We start from the raw sequence: 19,420 nt of genomic DNA, 5'->3' as shown, positions 1-19,420 counted from the left end.
CCCCCTATTTTCCGTCAACAACATTAATATTACTTACACTTGGCGTTAATACCCCACCTTGCTTGTTCAATTGATATTTCTGAGATGGCTTAGCATCACTTCCTAACATTTTATACCAACCATCTTTACCTCCTTGAATCAAGCTATTACTAGGGACATCAAATTCCACATACACAGAACCCTTTGGAGCCGCCCCTTTAAAGTCGTTCACGCCATTTGTTGATATAAACGTTTGTCCTCCACTACCTTGCACAACTTTCCCTTGACTTTCCATTTTAGCCAACTCATCAGGCGACATCCAGCGACCAACCCGAGTTACACTAACCTCATTAACAATTTTTGTTTCACCTAATTTTGGAGATGAATTAGTGTTATTTGTTGGTGAATTTCCCTTTCCAACATCAGAGATTTCAACATTATTAATACCTGTTTTCCCCGGCTTAGGCACACTCCCCGTACCTAACGCCCCATACACAGCATTAGTCAGGCCATCTGCGGCTGTCTTCGCCAGCGCTGACTCCAGCCAGCCACACTTTCCTCCACACTGATCGATAATGTCGGCATACCAGTTCGCACTGTTTTCGTAGCTGCGCCCCGCCAGTGCATCCTGTACGCCAAGTTGCGCATAGGCTTTCCCGTCCGTTTCTATCTGACTGCGCATCGCTGTAACACAGGCGCTATCTCCCGCATCCCAACAGGACTTCAGCTTCTGGATATTCTCCGCCGACTCCTTCGCCATGTCCTTGCGCATACCTTGTTCACAGGACGGATCACCGTTACATGCTTTCAGTTTTTCAGCAAACGCAACCGGTCTTCCTTTGTTCAGATAGTTATTCTCAACCGCATTACGCCCGGACTGTGCGCCGCTGGCGGCGGAAGCGGTGCTGTTGCTTGCCAGACCGGATACCAGCCCGGAGGCCAGCGTGGAAAGCGCGCTGACTGACTGCTTTTCCTCTTCCGTCAGGTCGTTTGCCGTCTTGCCGGGGTATTGTGCGGCCATGATGGCACGGGCGGCCAGTTCGCCGCTGGAGGCACCAATCGCTCCCGCTGCCGCATCCTGACCCGACAGTTGCGCGACTACTGCACCCACCACCGCGTGCGCCATCGCGTTGGCCGCGATATCCGATGCCGTGATTTTGCTTTCATCCTTCGGTATCGTGACGTCTTTCACCAACTGCGCCAGATACGGTGATGCACCGCTGGCAATCGCTTTCTGGATGTCACCACCCGCCAGGGCCTGGATCGCTGCCGTGGCTGCCTGTGCCGCACGCTGGAAATCACTGCCTGTGCCGTATTTCTGCATCTCGGCCTTGTAGGTCGGTGATTCCGTCAACGCCTTTTTATAGACTTCCCATTCCTTGGCCGAATCACCGTCTTTCGGACGTTCGACTTTGGCGTCGCCCTTGGCTTCCGCCGCTTTCTGCGCTTTCAGCTCGCCTTCCGTGCGCACGATATCCATCACCTGCGCGCCGATTTCGCCAATCAGCTGCGCCTGTTTCAGGCGTTTCTGCTCTTTCTCTTTGTTAAAGATCGGGCTGAGCGCGTTGTTCGCGTGCTCAACGTCACGACTCAGCGTAGCGATATCCTGCACCTGCTTCGCCGTATCCCGCAACAACAAGGTGCCATCGCTCACCGCCGCATAGGTGGTACTGGCGGCACTGCCGCTGTTACCCAGCGACATCAGCGCCGACGGGACCGTCATCGCCAGCGTCGAGAGCATGCTGCCACTCATCGAGGGGCTGGCGCTGAGGCCGATGCCACTGTGCTCCACCTTGAACTCGGCTTTGTTGTTGAGCCCGCTCCAGCCGAGCGTCCCCGTTTCCAGCCGGTTTTTCTCTGCGCTGGCGGTGGAGCCAATCACTGCGGCGTCAAGCTGGGTGTGTTCACCGGTTTTTATACCAAATCCGTCTTTACCAGCAAAGAACCCGGTCTGCTGCTGCACGCTGTCATAGTTGCTGTGGATCTTGTCTTTGCTGGCGCTGAGGTAACCACTGCCACTCATCGATCCCCAGGTAAAGCTGCCGCCGGCGGCCACGCTGGTCTGTTTGGAATCATAACGCTCGCTGTCCTGCTGACTTTGCAGCAGCAGATGACGTCCGGCATCGACATCAATGCGCTCGCCGTTCACCTGCGCGCCAGTCAGCCGCGTGTCGCGCTCGCTTTTCAGCGTAACGTGGTTACCCGCATCCACCGTCGTTTCTGACCAGCTATTGCCCGTACCGGTTTCCCGCCCTTTCGCCGCATTAACGTTGGCGAAAATACTGAGCCCCGCGCTCCCGTTGCTTAAGCCCAGGCTGATGCCGATATTCCCGCCACTGCTGCTGTTTTTACCGCTGATATCCTCGCTGTTACGCGCCGAGAGCAGGCGGATATCCTGCGCCGCGTTCATCAGGACATCACCGCCCGCCTTAAGCTGGCTGCCCGCGACCGTGATATCCCCGGTGCGCGATTCAATGCCAATATCCCCCGCCGCATTGAGCGTCGAGCCAAAGCTCTGCTTCTGTTCGCTGGTCTGGCTGGAGCGTGAATTTTGTGCCCCGAGAGAAATACTGACGCCGACAAAAGAGGCTTCCCCTTTGTTGTTCAGTTCAGACTGGCTTCCCTGATAGGCCTGATACCCGGACAGCCCGGCCTTCATGCCCTGAAGCAGCGCCAGCCGGCCATCGCTTTCACTTTTCGCCGCCTGAATGCTCTGCACCGCGCTGTTGAGCGCCGAGCCCACCACGCCGGACAGCGCCACGGTCAGGCCCGCGGTTTTCTGCTGAAACTCCTGCTGCTGTTTGCGCGTGTCATAGCCCGGATCGATTGTGACATTGTTGCCTTGAAGGAAGATGTCTTTTCCGGCCACCATATCGGTGCCGCTGATCGTGACATCGTTCCCGGCCTTCACCGTCACCGAGTCGGTCGTACTGCCGAGGGTACTGATGCTCTGGCTTTGTGTCGCGGCCTGATCACGCAGTTTCTGGCTCGTCGAGGTTGAACCGATGGTAAAGCCAATGCCGCCGCCGCTGAACAGCCCGCTTTTTTTCTTGCTGTGCTCTTCATAGTTCTGGTAGTTCTCGATGCTGGCAGCGGTGTTGACATCATGATTCGCCAGCAGCGTGACCTGTTTGTCACCGACCACGGAGGAGCCTTGCAGGTTGATATCCTGATTGGCCGCCATCGTGACACTGTCACCCGACAGCAGGCTGCCTTTCTCATTGGTTTGCAACGTTTCCTGCAGCGTGTGCGTCACCGTCTTCGAGAAGGCCTTTTTCTTGACCTTCGTTTCTTCAAAGAAGGTGTGCTGCGTTTCGGTGGCCGACAGCAGGTTGATGTTGTTGCCCGCCTGCGCCGTCACCGCGCCGCTCGCCACGCCCTGAGCCGCCTGCAGATTGATGTCTCTGCCGGCCTGCAGGTTCAGGCCTTTGCCCGTCGTTAACTCGGTACTCTGCTGGGTGATGTTTTGCTGCCAGTCGGCGTGACGGTTCCACCAGTTGCCGCTGTAGGTCTCTTCCTCTTGAGACAGCAGATTCAGATCGCGTCCGGCGGCCAGTGTCGCATTGCCTTTGGCGTTCAGGCTGGCTGCGTCGGACAGCACATCCCGTCCCGCCACCAGACTCAGATCGCCGCCGGTCAGAAGCTGGCTGTTTGCCACGTCCTGCGTGCGGCGCTGCGCGGTGCTGCCGCCCTGATAGAGCGTCTCTTTCAGCGTATCCTGTGCCGTCAGGCGAATATCGTTACCCGCTGCCAGCGTCAGCGCCGTGCCACCGGAAAGCGCGCTGGCATCGATCTGAATATCCTGACCCGCGACGGCTTTCAGCGTACCACCCGCCGTGACGATGCTGCCCTGCACGGCCGTATTCAGCGCGGTGTTGCTGCTGCCCCAGCCGATATCGACGCGATTATTAGTCAGCGTCAGTGCCTCCATCGCCACATTGCCTTTGGCATTCAGCGCCATGTCCTGCCCGGCGTTGAGCGTAGCTGCCACGTTGCGGATATCCTTGCCCGCACTGAGCGTCAGGCTGTTGCCCGCGACGATTTCGGCGGTTTTGCCCAGTTCGGTGAAGACCAGCGAGCCGGTGCCGCTGCGCGATGAGGTCGGCTGCGCGGTCTGGAAGTTGCGGCTTTCGGTGCGGTTGATGATGTCGCCGTTGATGCTGGCGAGCTGCAGCGTGTTACCCTCAATCCGGCTGCCGCTGTTGGTGATATTGTTGAGCGCCACCAGATTCAGGCCGCCGTCTGACTTGATCAGGCCGCCTTCGTGGTTATCAATCCTGTCGCCGCTGGCGATTGCCAGCACGTCAACCGCCCTGAGCGTGCCGCTGTTGGTGACGCTGCCGCCCGCGTTCAGCTCGACCTTATTCGCGACAATCGCGCTGCCCTGCAGGTTACTTTTATCCGCCTGCGCCAGATACAGCTTCGGTGCCAGTACGGTCTGCCCGTTGACCTCGATATTTTCCCACCAGACCAGGCTCTGGCTGAGGTTTGCGACCTGATCCGGCGTCAGACTGACGCCCAGTTGCAGGTTCATGCCTTTCTGCGCCGCCGCTGCGTTATCCAGCAACGTCTGCATTTGTTGCAGATCGGAGCCGGTGCCGTTCAGGTAACGCTGCCCGCTCTGTTTCAATACCGCCTGGCTGATATAGCGGGTATCAAACTCCGCATCGCCTAGGAAGCGGTAATCGTGGTCTGCATCCAGATTCAGCTTGTCCAGCAGATAGGACGAGCCCAGCACCCGGTCGGCCTGCGTCCACTGCGAGCGCGTTTCAACGGGTACCACCGTTGACGGCTGTTGCCCCAGCAGCGTTTGCAAATCGCTGAACAGTGCATTGTCGACCTGTCCCAGCTGTTCCAGTTTCGGGTTGGTGTGGATCAGGTAGCGGCTGTCGGCATTCGGGTCGACAACCAGCAGCCCGTTATTGCCGGTCGGCAGCGGGTACTCGGCAAGCGGGTTGGTGCTCAGGTTTTGCAGGCCGTTGCCGATGGCGCTCAGCAAGTCTGCGGCAGAGAGAGGTTGTGGCGCAGAAGGCGTCGCCCCGCCCGGCGGGGTATCTGCACTGACCGTCGGCTTCGGTGCATCAATCGCGGCCATGCCCGGTGTGGTCAATGTGGCGGGAGTACCTACCGTGCCTGCTATCGTGACGCCCGCCGCGGTGTTGTCCACGTTAACCGGCGTCAGGCTCTTGCCCGCATCGGGCCGTTGACCCGTCGACGACAGCGCGACCGCATCAGGGTTGCTGACATGGCCGGAGGTTGAAGGTTGTAACGCCACCGCACCGTCGGTGTTCAGCGTCAGCGGCCCTGTAGTATTCGGTGCCGTAATCGTCGCCGTGATGTTGTCCGCCTGCGCGCCGGTTTGCAGCGCAGTGCCAGACTGTGGCGTCAGCGTGACCGCATCAGGATTACTGACGTGGCCGGAAGCAGAAGGCGATAACACCACTGCGTCACCGGTGTTGAGCGTCAGCGGCCCGGCAGTATTCGGCACCGCGATGGCCGTGGTGATGTTGTCCGCCTGTGTGCCCGCTTGCAGCGCGGTGCCAGACTGCTGTGTCAGCGTCACGGTTTTGCCCGTCGCATTCACGTCTGCGGCATTGCCCGCCAGCGTCGCCGGTCCGTTCCCTGCTTTGGTGACGTCGACCGCACCCGCGTTAAACGACGAATCCTGACTGACCAGTTGGCGCGTGGTTTGTTTCTGCAATGGCGACAGCGTGGTGATGGCATCCAGCACCGGTTTGGTGGACGCTGGCATAAACCCGCCGCTGCCCGGCTGCAGCGTGGTATTACTGATATCCTGTTTGAAATCGGCGGTAATAGTACCGCCCGCCTGAATTAACGCGTTATAGCTTTCACCCTCAGTTTTTTCGGTTACTGGGGTGCCTGATAATATATAACGCATAAAACGCCATCTATTTGCGTTATTATAGTCTCTATCTTTAACAAAATAATTAGAATTAGCCAGCCTTCCATTAGAGTAATATTCATTCGGCCTAAGCGAGCTGTTCGTATAAGAATATCCACCTACTGATCTCTTATCATATATATAAGTCAAATACTCCGTTGAAAAACCTGAATGATAAGATTGATTATTTAACTCATATCCAGACAAGGATAAATTCTTTACAGAAAAAACAATCGAAGCCTGGTTATTAAAAACACTGGCATTAATATATAAATCATTACCTGAGCGAAGATTACCTTCAGCATTTTTTGCGACCACATCAATAGAGTTACTTTTAATAACAAATTTCTGAATATCAGCATGTTCAAACGGAACATATATAGCAGAATAAGAATTTCTATTTACCCCATGATCTTCTGAGTCATGGAATGTAACAATTCCATAATCTCCCGGCTTAAACCACTCAATCGGGATATCGACTTTAGTTTTCCCTGCCCACTCAGGAACAGACTCTCCAGCCAACGCCGTTTCCGTCACCACCAGTCCCTCACGCTGATTGGTCAGCGTGCCGGTGTTAATGGTGATATCACCGGATTGCGTTTCAATGGTGCCGGAGCTGTTGAGCAGCGAGGTGCTGGCATTGCCCTGCGCATCGCGCTGCACCCACAGATTATTGCCCGCCAGAATGGTGCCGAACACGTTGGTGAGAGAATCCGACAGCAGACGCATATTGCCGCCCGCGTAAAGCATGCTGCTGTTGTGTAACAGGCCACCGGCCTGCACCAGCAGGTCGCCCGTGGTGCCAATCAGTCCCTTGTTATTCAGCGTGTTCTCACTCACCAGCGTCAGGTTACCGCCCGCCTGAATGCTGCCCGCCTCTGCCTGTACAATGTCTTTGGCGCTGAGGCGTGATTCCCCGCCGCCCGCCAGAATATTGCCCTGGTTGGTCAGCGTGCCGGTGCTGGTCAGTTGGACGGATTGCCCCTGCAGGGTGCCGCGCTGGTCGAGGTCGCCCGCCACGTTCAGCGTCAGTTGTTTCCCGGCCGCCATGCTTTGCGTGAAGGTCAGCGGCCCGGTAATGTCGGCGCTCAGGTTGCCCAGCGCCACCAGTTGCCCGTCCTGCTGCAGTTCCTGTGTTTTCAGGCGCAGGTCCTGCGCGCTGTAGAGCTTCGCCCCTTGCCGGTTAATCAGCCGCTGCGTCTGCAGCGCCAGTTGCGTTAAGCCCAGCAGCGTGCCGTGGTTGTCCAGTTCATCGACGATAATCTCCAGTTCGCCCGCCTGTACCAGCCCGTTGTTCACCCACCGCGGGATTTTCAGCGTCAGTTTGTCCTGCACCATCAGGCTGCCCTGCTGGGTCAACTGCGCGGTGTTCAGCGCCAGCCCGCGCCCCTGCAGCCAGCCGAGGTTGTCCACCGCCGCCGCATTTAACGTCGTCGTCCCGTCGGATAACAGTTGTCCGCCCTGCTGGTTAACGATGCGGTCTGTCGCGTCCAGTTGCAATGCCGCGGTGCCCTGCACCGTGCCGCCGTTGGTTAGCGTATCGCCCGTCAGCGTGGTGGTGGCGGCCTTGATGTCGCCCTGATTGTCCAACGCCGCCGCCTGCACGTTCAGCGTGCCGTCGCTGCTCAGACGTGCCTGCGAGGCATGGGTAAACTGGCCGGTGACGGTGGCATTAAGCGCACGGTCGCCGCGCAGGGAGCCGTGATTATCGAGTGCCTCCGCACCCAGCGTCAGGGTGCGGCCCTGTATCTGCCCGCGGTTGGTGATGTCATGCGCTGTCAGACTGAGGTCGCCACCGCTGACCAGTTGGCTGCCCTGCGCGCCCTGATACGAGCCGCTCAGCTGCAGCGTCCCTCGCTGTACGCCCAGCAGGTTGCCCTGCTGTTCAAGGTCACGGGCGGTCAGGTGTAACGCGTCCGACTGCCACAGCCCCTGATTGTTCAGCACATCCGTCGTCAGTTCGCCCGTGCCGCCGCTCAGCAATCGCCCCGTTGCCAGGTTATCCACGCGGTCGGTGAACTGCAGCGTAAAGCCGCCAACGCCCGTCAGCGTGCCGCTGTTTTTCAGCGTCGTGCCGGTTAACGTCACCGTGCCCTGTGAGAACAGTTCGCCCTGATTGTTCAGTGCGTCGCCGCTGAGCGACAGGCGGTTCAGCCCCGCCACCGTGCCGCTATTGCGGAACGTGTCACCGTTCAGCGTCAGCGTGCCCGCCTGCCATAAACCGGCGTTGTCCGTCTGTTTGGCATTCAGTGTCGCGACGCCTTTGCTGAGCAGCTGGCTGCTTTTATCACCGACATAGCGCAGCACATCAAGCAGGCGCAGCGCATCGGTGCCCTGAATACGGCCCTGATTGTCGATTCCATTAGCGCGCAGTTGCAGGTCGTTTGCCTGCAGCGTACCGGCATTACTCAGCGTGCCGCTGTCGAGGCGGCCTGCGCCGTTGGTCAGCAGTTCCGCTCCGGCGCGGTTAATCAGCTCATCACGGTTGGTGACCGTCAGACCACTGCTGCCCAGTACGCGCCCGCTGTTATCCAGCGTGGTAGTGGTCAGGTGCAGCGTGCCCGCGGCTATCTCACCGCTCTGCGTCAGACGGCCGGCCGTGATAACGGCCTCACCGTCGCTCAGCAAACGAGATTGTGCATTCCCCTGATAGGTGCCCGGCAAATCAAGACGCAGCCCGTCCTGACCGAGCAGCGTGCCACCGTTTGTCAGGCCGTTTGCGGACAGCGCCAGCGTGTTGCCCTGCCAGAATCCGTCGTTCATGACCGTGCCCGCCTGCGCCTGCAGGGCCCCGTTGGTCAGCAGTTGACCGTCGCTGCCGACCGTCAGGCCGTCACGCAGTTCCAGCGTGATACCACGCTCACCGATAACCGTGCCAGCGTTACTGAAAGAACTCCCGTTCAGCGCCAGCGCCCGGCTTTCCCAGCGTCCGCTGTTGTTCAACTGATTGCCGCGCAGCGTCAGCGTGTCGGCGGTATGTAACAGGCCTGCGCCCTGATAGTCACCATTGAGCGTCAGCGCCCCGTCGGCAATCACGTTGCCCGCATTGTTTATCGCCCCGCTGTCGAGCGTCAGCATACCCACGCCGGACACGGTGCCCTGATTGTCGAGCTGGCTGGCGCTCAACCAGCCGTCACCGCCGGAGAGCAGCGTTCCCTGATTGGTTAACCGGCTGGCGGGGTTGGCGCGATCCAGCGTGATGGCTAACCCGTGGTCCCCCTGCATCCGCCCGCGGTTGGTCAGTTGCTGTGCCTCAAACGTCAGGCGGTCTGCCTGCACGTCGCCATCGTTTGTCACGCTCGCGGCACGCAGTACCGCGACGCCCTGTGACAGAAGTTTCGCGTTTTGCTGATTCGTCAGGCCGTTGGCGGCACTCAATGACAACGCAGCAATACCAAAAATCTGTCCGCTGTTAGTCAGCTCGCTGGCCTGCAGCGTGATGTCGCCCGCCTGCCACTGGCCGCCGTTATTGTCAACCCGATCCGCCGTCAGCGTGCTGCGGCCCTGGCTCAGCCATTTACCCTGATTGCGGGCCGTCCCCGCAATTGCCAGCGTCAGCGCATCCACGCCCAGCATTTTTCCGTGATTATCCAGCGTCTGCGCGTCCACCTTCAGCGCCCGCGCTTCCAGCGTCCCCTGCTGGTCGATATGGTTTGCAACGATACCCAGCGTGGTGCTGCCGCTGATTAAACCGCGGTTATCCAGTGTATTACGCAGATCGAGTTGCAGATCGGCCGAGCCCAGCACCTGCCCGTGGTTGAGCACGTCCTGCGCGGTAATATCGATGCGCTGGCTGGTGAGGTCACCGGTGTTGGTCAAGCCATCATCCAGCGTGAGCTGCAGACTGCGCGCGCCATTAAGCAGTCCGCCGTTGGTCACGTCGCGGGCGGCAATGGCAAGCGCCTGGCTGTTCAGCGCGCCCTGATTATCCAGCTGATTGCCGAGCTCCAGCGTCAGCCCGTTCACGCCCGTCAGGGTGCCGTGGTTGAATACGTCATTGGCCCTGAGGGTCAGCGCATTACTGCTGATGTCACGCGTGTTATTCAGCGTCCCGTTCAGGTTTAGATTCAGGCTGTCCACGCCGGTGATTGTGCCGCTGTTGGTCAGGTCATTCGCGTTCAGCGCCAGCGCCGCCCCGTACAGCGTGCCGGTATTGGTGAGGCTGTCACCGACTGTCAGTTCGAGCCGGTCAAGGCCGTTGATTTTCCCACGGTTGTCCAGTCTGTCGGCCTGCGCGGTCAGGTGATAGCTGCTCAGCGTACCCTGATTGGTTAAGGCGTCATCCAGCGCCAGTTGCAGACCGTTAACGCCGGTCATCTCACCCGCGTTGGTCAGCGTGCGGGCAGCAATATCGGCGTACTTGCTCCACAGCGTACCTTTATTATCTACATCACCGTTTGCCAGCGTCAGCGTCAGTGACTGGTCGCCCTGAATATGACCGGTGTTGGTCAGTTGCTGCGCGTCCAGCGTCAGGCTGTCCGCCTGCCATTCACCGTCATTGCTCGCCTCGGCCGCGTTCAGCACCGCCTGGCCCTGGGAGAGCAGTTGGCCGGTTTTCGCATTGTCCAGACGGTTTTTCGCCGTCAGCGACAGCGCCGACAGCCCCAGCAGCTGGCCGGCATTCCCGACGTCATCCGCCGTCAGCGTCAGCGTGTTGCCCTGCCAGCGCCCGTCGTTCATGACCGTGCCCGCCTGTGCCTGCAGGACCCCGTTGCTCAGCAGTTGGCCGGTGCTGCCGACCGTCAGGCCGTCACGCAGCGCCAGCGTGATACCGCGCTCACCGATAACCGTACCGGTGTTGCTGAACGAACCGCCGTTCAGCGCCAGCGCCCGGCTTTCCCAGCGTCCGCTATTGTTCAACTGATTGCCGCGCAGCGTCAGCGTGTCGGCGGTATGCAACAGGCCTGCGCCCTGATAGTCACCATTAAGCGACAGCGCCCCGTCGGCAATCACAGTGCCCGCGTTGTTTATCGCCCCGCTGTCGAGCGTCAGCGTACCCACGCCGGACACGCTGCCCTGATTGTCGAGCTGGCTGGCGCTCAGCCAGCCGTCACCGCCGGAGAGCAGCGTGCCCTGATTGGTTAACCGGCTGGCCGGATTGGTACGGTCCAGCGCGATGGCTAACCCGTGGTCACCCTGTATCCGCCCGCGGTTGGTCAGCTGCTGGGCGTCAAACGTCAGGCGGTCTGCCTGCACGTCGCCGTCGTTTGCCGCCGTAGCGGCACGCAGTACCGCGACGCCCTGCGACAGGAGTTTCGCGTTTTGCTGATTCGTCAGGCCGTTGGCGGCGCTCAGCGACAACGCATCAATACCAAAAATCTGTCCGTTGTTAGTCAGCTCGCTGGCCTGCAGCGTAATGTCGCCCGCCTGCCACTGGCCGTGATTGTCAACCCGATCTGCCGTCAGCGTGCTGCTGCCCTGACTCAGCCATTTGCCCTGATTGCGGGCCGTCCCCGCAATCGCCAGCGTCAGCGCATCGACGCCCAGCATTTTTCCGTGGTTATCCAGCGTCTGCGCGTCCACCGTCAGCGCGCGCGCTTCCAGCGTCCCCTGCTGGTCGATATCGTTCGCAACGATACCCAGCGTGGTGCTGCCGCTGATTAAACCGCGGTTATCCAGTTTATTACGCAGATCGACTTGCAGATCGTCCGAACCCAGCACCTGACCATGGTTGAGCACGTCAGCCGCGGTGATATCGATGCGCTGGCTGGTGAGGTCACCGGTGTTGCTCAGGGTGCCGTCCAGCATCAGTTGCAGGCTGCGCGTGCCATTAAGCAGTCCGCCGTTGGTCACGTCGCGGGCAGCAATGGCGAGCGCCTGGCTGTTCAGCGTTCCCTGATTATCCAGCTGATTGCCGAGCTCTAGCGTCAGCCCGTTCACGCCCGTCAGGGTACCGTGGTTGAATACGTCATTGGCTTTGAGCGTCAGCGCATTGCTGCTGATGTCACGCGTGTTATTCAGCGTTCCATTTAGGTTCAGAGACAGGCTGTCGACGCCGGTGAGCGTGCCACTGTTGGTCAGGTCGTTCGCGTTCAGCGTCAGCGCCGCCCCGTACAGCGTGCCGGTATTGGTGAGGCTGTCACCGACTGTCAGTTCGAGCCGGTCAAGGCCGTTAATTTTTCCTCGGTTGTCCAGCCTGTCGGCCTGCGCGGTCAGGTGATAGCTGCTCAGCGCCCCCTGATTGGTTAAGGCCTCATCCAGCGTCAGTTGCAGACCGTTCACGCCGGTCATCTCACCCGCGTTGGTCAGCGTACGGGCAGCAATATCGGTGTTCTTGCTCCACAACGTACCTTTATTGTCTACATCACCGTTTGCCAGCGTCAGCTTCAGTGACTGGTCGCCCTGAAGGTGCCCGCGGTTAATCAGGTTCTGCGCGTCGAGCGTCAGGCTGTCTGCCTGCCATTCACCGTCATTGCTCGCCTCGGCCGCGTTCAGCACTGCCAGCCCCTGAGTGAGCAGTTGGCCGGTTTTCGCATTGTCCAGACGGTTTTTCGCCGTCAGCGTCAGCGCCGACAGTCCCAACAGCTGGCCGGCATTCCCGACCTCATCGGCCGTCAGCGTCAGCGTCTTCGCCTGCCATTGCCCACGGTTTTCCAGTCGGCTGGCGGTCAGCGTACTGTCGCCCTGACTCAGCCATTTTCCGCTGTTGCGCGCCGTGGTGTTAATCGCCAGCGTCAGCGCATCGACACCCAGCATCGTGCCCTGATTGTCCAGTGCGTTCGCCTGCACCTGCAACTGGCGGCTTTCCAGTGAACCCAACTGGTCGACCTGACCTGCCTCAAGCTGTACCCGCTGGCTGCCGCTGATAAGACCGCTATTGCGAGCCGCATCCTGCAGCGTCAGGTGCAGCGCGTCACCGGAGAGTTCACCCTGATTGAACAGGTCGGTCGCCGACAGCCCTAACGTCGCCCCATACAGTTGCCCCTGATTGGTCAGGCTATCGGCAACAGTCAGTTGCAGTGCCTCAACCCCGGCGACTTCGCCGCTGTTAAACAGGCTATCGGCCGTGATGTCGGTGCGCTGCCCCAGCAGCGTGCCCTGATTATCCAGCGTTATTCCCTGCAACTGAATGGCATTCGCCTGCCAGCGCCCGCGGTTGGTGAGCGTCGCACCGGACCAGTCCAGCAGACCGTCAGTCTGCAGCGACCCGCTGCCCTGATAATGGCCCACCAGTGACAGCCCGGTGACGGCCACGATATCGCCGTCATTCGCCACCGTCTCACCGATAAGGGTTGCCGTGCCGTTGCTGGCGAGGGAGCCCTGATTGGCTAGCTGCGTGGCGCGCAGCTGGATGTCGCCCCCGGAGACCAGTGTGCCGCGGTTGTCCAGTTTGCCGTCGACAGGTAACCCAATCTGAGGGGAAGGCTGCGCATTGAGTTGCTGGATATCTGCCGCCAGCGACAGCGCCATTGGCAGGAGTGAACGTTGATGAAGGGCACCCGCGGATTCTATGGCGATGTCCATATTACCTTCGGTCTGAACCCGTCCTGCGTTGGTGAAGCGTGCAGCCCGCAGCGACAGGTTATCCGCCCGCCACTCGCCGTGGTTCGCCGCCTGCGCAGCCTGTAACACCGCCGCGCCCTGCGTCAGCAATGTGCCGGTTTGTTGATTGGTCAGCCCATGCTGTGCGGTGATGGACAGCGCGTCAATCCCCAGCAGCTGCCCGGCATTAGTAACCTCATCCGCATCAAGCAAGAGGGACGCTGCCTGCATCAGGCCGCTATTGTCCACCTGCTGAGCGGCAACCGAACCGGTGCCCTGCGTCAGCACATTCCCACTGTTCGTGACCGTGCCCACAATGGCGAGCGTCAGCGCATCCACACCCAGCATCTTGCCCTGATTGGTCAGCGAGGCAGCGTCCAGCGTGACGGTTTTTCCTTCCAGCGTGCCGCCCTGTTTGACGTCACCGGCTGTCACCGCCAGCGTATTGCTGCCGCTGATGACGCCCGCGTTATCCAGCAGACCGGTGGTGTTCAGTTGCAGAGTATTAATACCCTGCATGTCGCCGCGGTTGTTCACGTCCACCGCTGCAACCGACAGGCTGTCGCTGCGCAACGTGCCGATATTATTCAGGCTGTCGCCGAGCGACAGCGTTAGCGCATCGACACCGGTGATGTCACCGTGGTTAACCAGACGATCCAGAGACAGCGCGACCGTGTTCCCCAGCACCGTGCCCTGATTGGTCAAGTGCTTCCCTTGCAGGGACAGCGCCCGGCTTTCCCAGTGCCCGCCGTTAACCAGCGTGTCGCCATGCAGCGTCAGTGTACCTGCCGTGTTCAACAGGCCACGCCCCTGATAGTCGCCGCGCAGCGACAGCCCCGTCGCCGCAACCACTCGGCCGTCGTTCATCAGCGACGCCGCTGTCAGTTCAGTACGCCCCAGACTGGAGAGCGTGCCCTGATTCTCCATCAGGCGCGCGAACAGCGTGGCGTCCCCACCCGTGGTCAGCGTGCCGCGGTTGATTAACGTCCCTTTGCTGTCTGCCGTTGGCAGCGTCAGAGACAAGGCGTCATCGCCCTGGATCTGGCCGTCATTGGTGAGATTATTCGCCGTCAGCGTCAGCGCTTTCGCCTGCCACTCTCCGGTATTCACGCCCTCCGCCGCCGTCAGCACCGCCGCGCCCTGAGACAGCAGCTTGCCCGTCTGCCGGTTGGTCAGACCCTGAGTAGCCGTCAACGCCAGTGAGGAAATCCCGAAAATCGTTCCCGCGTTATCCAGTTCATCCACCTGCAGCACGACGTTTTTCGCCTGCAAGGTGCCCTGATTGATAAACCGCTGTGTCGTCGTGGTGCTGTCACCGTCGCTCAGCAGCTCGCCCTGATTCGACAGGTTGCCGGTTATCGCCAGCGTCAACGCGTCCGTGCCCCGCAGCGTGCCCTGATTATCGAGCTGTGCCGCATCCACACGAAGCCGATTGCCCCGCAGCGTACCGGTATTCGCCAGATTTCCAGTGATAGCCAGCGTCAACGCGTCGGTGCCCTGAAGCGTGCTCTGATTATCAAGCTGTGCCGCATCCACACGAAGCCGATTGCCCCGCAGCGTACCGGTATTCGCCAGATTGCCAGTGATAGCCAGCGTCAACGCGTCGGTGCCCTGAAGCGTGCTCTGATTATCAAGCTGTGCCGCTTCCGCACGAAGCTCATTACTCTGTAGCGTACCGGCGTTATCCAGATGGCCGGTTAAGAAAAGCGACAGATTATTGATACCGCTGACCGTGCCGTGGTTGTCGAAAGATGCGCCGTCTACTGTCAGGGTTAGCGCCTGCAGCGAGCCCCGGTTCTCGGTCTTCGCCGCCTGAAGACGCAGCGTCTCCCCGCTGAGCCAGTCGCCGCGATTGGTAAAGGTATCGGCGACGGTCAGGTTCACCGCCCCCTTCGCCTGTGCCTGCCAGCTATTCGTGAGAGTATTGGCCTGAATCGTCAGCACATTGCCCTGCAGCGTACCGTCATTACTGGCGACATCGCTGTGAATGGTCCAGTTGCCTGCCGTCAACAGGCTACCGCGGTTGTCCAGTTGCCCGGCGGTAATCTGTCCGTCGCGGGTAATACTGGTCTTGCCCGTATTGAGCCAGCGTTCGGCATTCAGCAGAAACTGCTGCGCCTGAATCGCACCGTCGGTCTCCGCCTGTCCCGCGTTTATCGTCAGGTCGGTGCCCGCCAGCAGCATGCCTTGGGCGGATTGCGTCAGTGAACGCGTGGCGTCCAGCTGCAGCGCGTTGTCGGCCTGCAGTGTCCCCTGATTGGCGAGCGAGCCGGTGTGCAGCTGTAAGTCAGGGGCGGTGAGCGTGCCGTCATTACTGAGACGGTCAGCGGTTATCTGCAGGGTGTTGCCCGCCTGCATCAGGCTGCGGTTATCCAGTGAATCACCCAGCGTCAGCGCCAGTTTCTCACCCGCGCTGAGCGTGCCGCGGTTCACCAGACTGCCGCCGTGCAGCGCCAGCATCTGCCGGGCGTTGATAGTGCCGTGGTTCTCTGTCGTCTGGCTGGTCAGGTCAAGTGCGTTCGCGGTCACCTCGCCCTGACTGGTGAACTGGTTAGCCTGTGCGGTCAGCGTGGCGGCCTGCAGCGTCCCACCGTTGCTGATGTTGCCGGCCAGCAAAAACAGCTGATTATCGGTCAGGATATTGCCCTGATTGTTCAGCGCCGTCTGCAGTTCAAGTTTCAGCTCGCTCCGGGCGCTGAGTAATCCGCGGTTGTCCAGGCGCTGTGCGTTAACCGTCAATCGCTCGGCCGCCGCTAATGTGCCGCTGTTCGTTATGTCACCGCCGCCGAACGTCAGTGCCTGCAACGCAGCGATATCGCCGCGGTTATCCAGCGCATCCAGCGTCAGCGTGAGGGTTTTCCCTGCCAGCGTACCGCGCTGTAACAACGGCCCACCCTCAACGGTCAGCACATTACCGGCCGTCAGATTCCCCTGCCAGTCGCCCTGCTGCGTAACGCGCACCGTGGTATTGTTCTTCGCCTGAAGCTGGGTGCTGCCGGCACCGTTAAGGGTCTTTGCTTCCAGTCGCACGTTTTCCGCGCCCGCGCTACCCGCCAGCGACATCGTGCCGCCGCGCATCTCAAGCGCCGATTCTGCCTTGATACCGCTTTTCGCATCCTGCTGCAGCGAGTGCCCCGCTCCGACCGTCACCTTGCCCGCGGCAAGCTGGGTTGCGTTAAGAGTGACATTGTCACCTTTGAGGATGAGTTGATTGGCGGCGTTGACCGTGCCCTGTGCATCGACGCCGGCACTGATGACGCTGTTGTGCGCGTTCAGCGCCCCGTCTGACCGGAGAGCGATATCCTTCCCGGCCCGCAGCGTGGCGTCCTGCAGCGTAATGTCCTGCTTCGCGTTCAGCGTCAGGGCTTCACCCGCCTGCTGCTTGCCCCGCAATGCCAGCGCGTCCGCATCCGCCTGAATAGTGCCTTTCGCTACCGCATCGCCGAGGCTGAGCTTGCCGTTGGCCGACAGCGTGATATCCCCGCTGCGCGCGCTCAGGTTGCCGACGTTGACGCCCACGCCCTTATCGCTGGAAACCAGTTTGATGCGGTTGGTGTACATGCCACCCAACGCGCCCGTATCCAGCGCGACTTTTACATTACTGCCAGCCACGCCGCTGTCCGCCGCCTGCGCGGTGACCGTACCATTGACATCGACCTGATTAGCCCCCAGCACAATCCGCGCATCGTTGGCATTCAGCCCGGCATCAATCTGCGCGGTGCGGGCAATCAGGCTGAGGTAGTCACTCTTGCTCGCATCCAGCCCCTGCCCGGTCAGCGTGATATCGCCGCGCTTCACGTCGATATGTTGCAGATTTCCCTGCGCGTCCAGCTGTGGTTTTCCGGTGGTCAGCGTCACCTGCGGGGCGTTGATAAAGCCGCAGCCGTCGCAGGTGATGCCGTTGGGGTTGGCCACGATGACGCTGGCCTGCTTGCCGCCGACTTCCAGGTAGCCAGCCAGCGTACTGCGGTTGGTGGACACCACTTCGTTGATGATGGCGTCGGCAGCCTTGCCTTTCAGGTTGGGGTTGTTCTGTATCAGCCCGCCGAGCTGCGTGGGATTGAGCTGTTCTGTGCCGTTATTCAGGATCAGACCGGGCTTGTCGACGTTAAAATCGTGGTACTGGTTGTGGGAGATCCCCGCGCTGTTTGGCGTGGCGATATTGATGACCGGGACGCCGTTGCCGGCCTGATCCAGCGCGGTATTGCCCGTCGCGACCTGCACGCCCGCCGCCATCGCCGGCAGCAGCGGCTGAAATGCAATCAGGTGGATCAGCGTATACGCCAGCAGGCGCTGTGTGGTTTTTATTGGTTTCATCCCTGAATCCCGGTCTCAACGATTAACAACGAAAAAGGAAAAATAGTTAAAAAGATAGCCCAACGCGGTAATACACCACGGCACTATCCGGTTTTAGCCAGTCAGGATGTGCCAATGGCCAGCCAACCGTGATTTGTTGTGATAGATATTGATTCGCGACACCTGCCCCTACCGCCGCGCCCCACAGCGTGCCCGCCGATTCGCTTTCGGCCTGATGTGAGAAAAGATGCCCGCCGTCCACCGCCGCCGTCAGGGTGACGCTGCCCAACAGCGGCAGCTGCGCCGCCCGCCAGTTGAGTTCGTTGCGCCAGTAACCACCGCGATTGCCTGAGAGATACTGCTCCTTGAAACCCCGTACGGAGGTTTCCCCGCCCAGCGTGACCTGTTCGCTGCCATACAGGCGCTGCGGTGAGTACTGGCCGTAGAGGTTGGTGAGGTAATGGAGGTTGTCTGCGATCGGGTAGTAATAACTGGCCGCCAGCGTTACCTTGTTGAACTCAGCGCGGAACGCATCGTCAGATTTCCCTTCATCGCTTTCTGCACCGAACCAGCGCGTTCCCCGGCTATAAGCCGGATTCAGCGTCGCCAGCCCGCCCCACAGTTTCTGGCTATGATTGATGCCAATAATCGCACTGCTGAGTTTACGGCTGCTGATTTGCAGTAATACATCGTTCAGGTAGTTCTTTCCGATACGGTGCGACAGGCCCGCCGAGAGGCTGGTTTTCATGTCGCCGTTGCGAAACACCACACGTGACAGCGTGGCGCGGTGCGTCTGACTGTCGCCGGTTGAATGCCAGAGAAAATCCCGGTTGATGAAGTCATTGCGATAGCGGCTTTGCGAGTAGTCGTAGCTGAGCGTCCAGTAACCATAGGGCAACGACATGCCCGCCTGTAAGCTCTCGACATTGCGGCTATCGCGAAACTCGCTGCTGTGCCCGCCGTTGACAAACCACTGGTCGGCCAACCCCAGCACGTTATCCGCCCACAGACCGCCGCTTAGCTGCCGCTCTCCGGTGCTTTTCTGCCCGCTATTATCAAAACCGATGTTTGCCGTCAGCGGAATCTGTTTCTTACTGGTCAGGTTGACGATGGAATAGCCGGGCTGGCTGCCAGGCTGAATTTCGATGCTCACCTGCTGCGTCGGCATGCGGTTGAGCTGTTCCATGCCCTGTTCGATATCCCGGAGATTGAGAATTTTGCCTTCCAGCCCTGGGAAAACCTGTTTTAATGCCCACGTTGATTGGTTATTAAGATTAATAGATTCGAGGCGACCTTCCAGAATATCAATCTGCAATACGCCGCCAGAAAGATCTTGCTCAGCAATAAAGGCTCGACTGGTGATATAACCCCGTTCGATATACCAATTACTGACGTCATGAATCAGCTGATTTATATCATTAACATTAAGACAACGATTAATATAATCTTTATTTAACCTATTTTTATCTTTTTCACGCAGCAGGGAGCTATTGTGATAAGTAATATCCTTAATGAAAAAGCAGTGCCCGGCATCGCTTCTGCCATTGGGATTTATCGTCGTTTGAGGTTGATTTAACTGTAATAAAGCATCGCGCTGCTGCCGAGACTGGTCGATCACCTCGGCCTGCCGCTGCTGAATGTCATTTCGGTCTGCCGGATTAAGCGACGCGGAAAATACGGTATAAGAAAATAGCGCAGGCATGATAAAAGTCAGCCTGAAAAAACCACGCATGGTTTCATCCCTGATAATAATTTTTTTGG

The 19,420-nt window shown here is 59.5% G+C and carries 2 protein-coding genes; both read right to left on the bottom strand.

From position 1 onward, the window contains the following. Positions 1 to 4: 4 nt before the first annotated feature. Positions 5 to 17,680: a hemagglutinin repeat-containing protein gene (locus MYB54_RS21980; protein WP_305883914.1), complete on the bottom strand. Its 17,676-nt coding sequence runs from the start codon at positions 17,678 to 17,680 to the stop codon at positions 5 to 7. A 46-nt stretch (positions 17,681 to 17,726) separates the two neighbouring features. Further along, the gene (locus MYB54_RS10615) at positions 17,727 to 19,391 is read right to left on the bottom strand and encodes a ShlB/FhaC/HecB family hemolysin secretion/activation protein (protein ID WP_248721909.1); all 1,665 of its coding nucleotides are present in this window, start codon (positions 19,389 to 19,391) and stop codon (positions 17,727 to 17,729) included. Positions 19,392 to 19,420 lie beyond the last annotated feature (29 nt).

Origin of the sequence: Pectobacterium nicotianae, assembly GCF_023272715.1 — a bacterium.
Lineage (GTDB): Bacteria > Pseudomonadota > Gammaproteobacteria > Enterobacterales > Enterobacteriaceae > Pectobacterium > Pectobacterium brasiliense.
This window is presented reverse-complemented; position numbering and strand designations above follow the sequence as displayed.

Coding starts and splice junctions, on each gene's coding strand:
- MYB54_RS21980 (WP_305883914.1), bottom strand. CDS start 17,680: ATGAAACCAATAAAAACCACACAGCGCCTGCTGGCGTATACGCTGATC.
- MYB54_RS10615 (WP_248721909.1), bottom strand. CDS start 19,391: ATGCGTGGTTTTTTCAGGCTGACTTTTATCATGCCTGCGCTATTTTCT.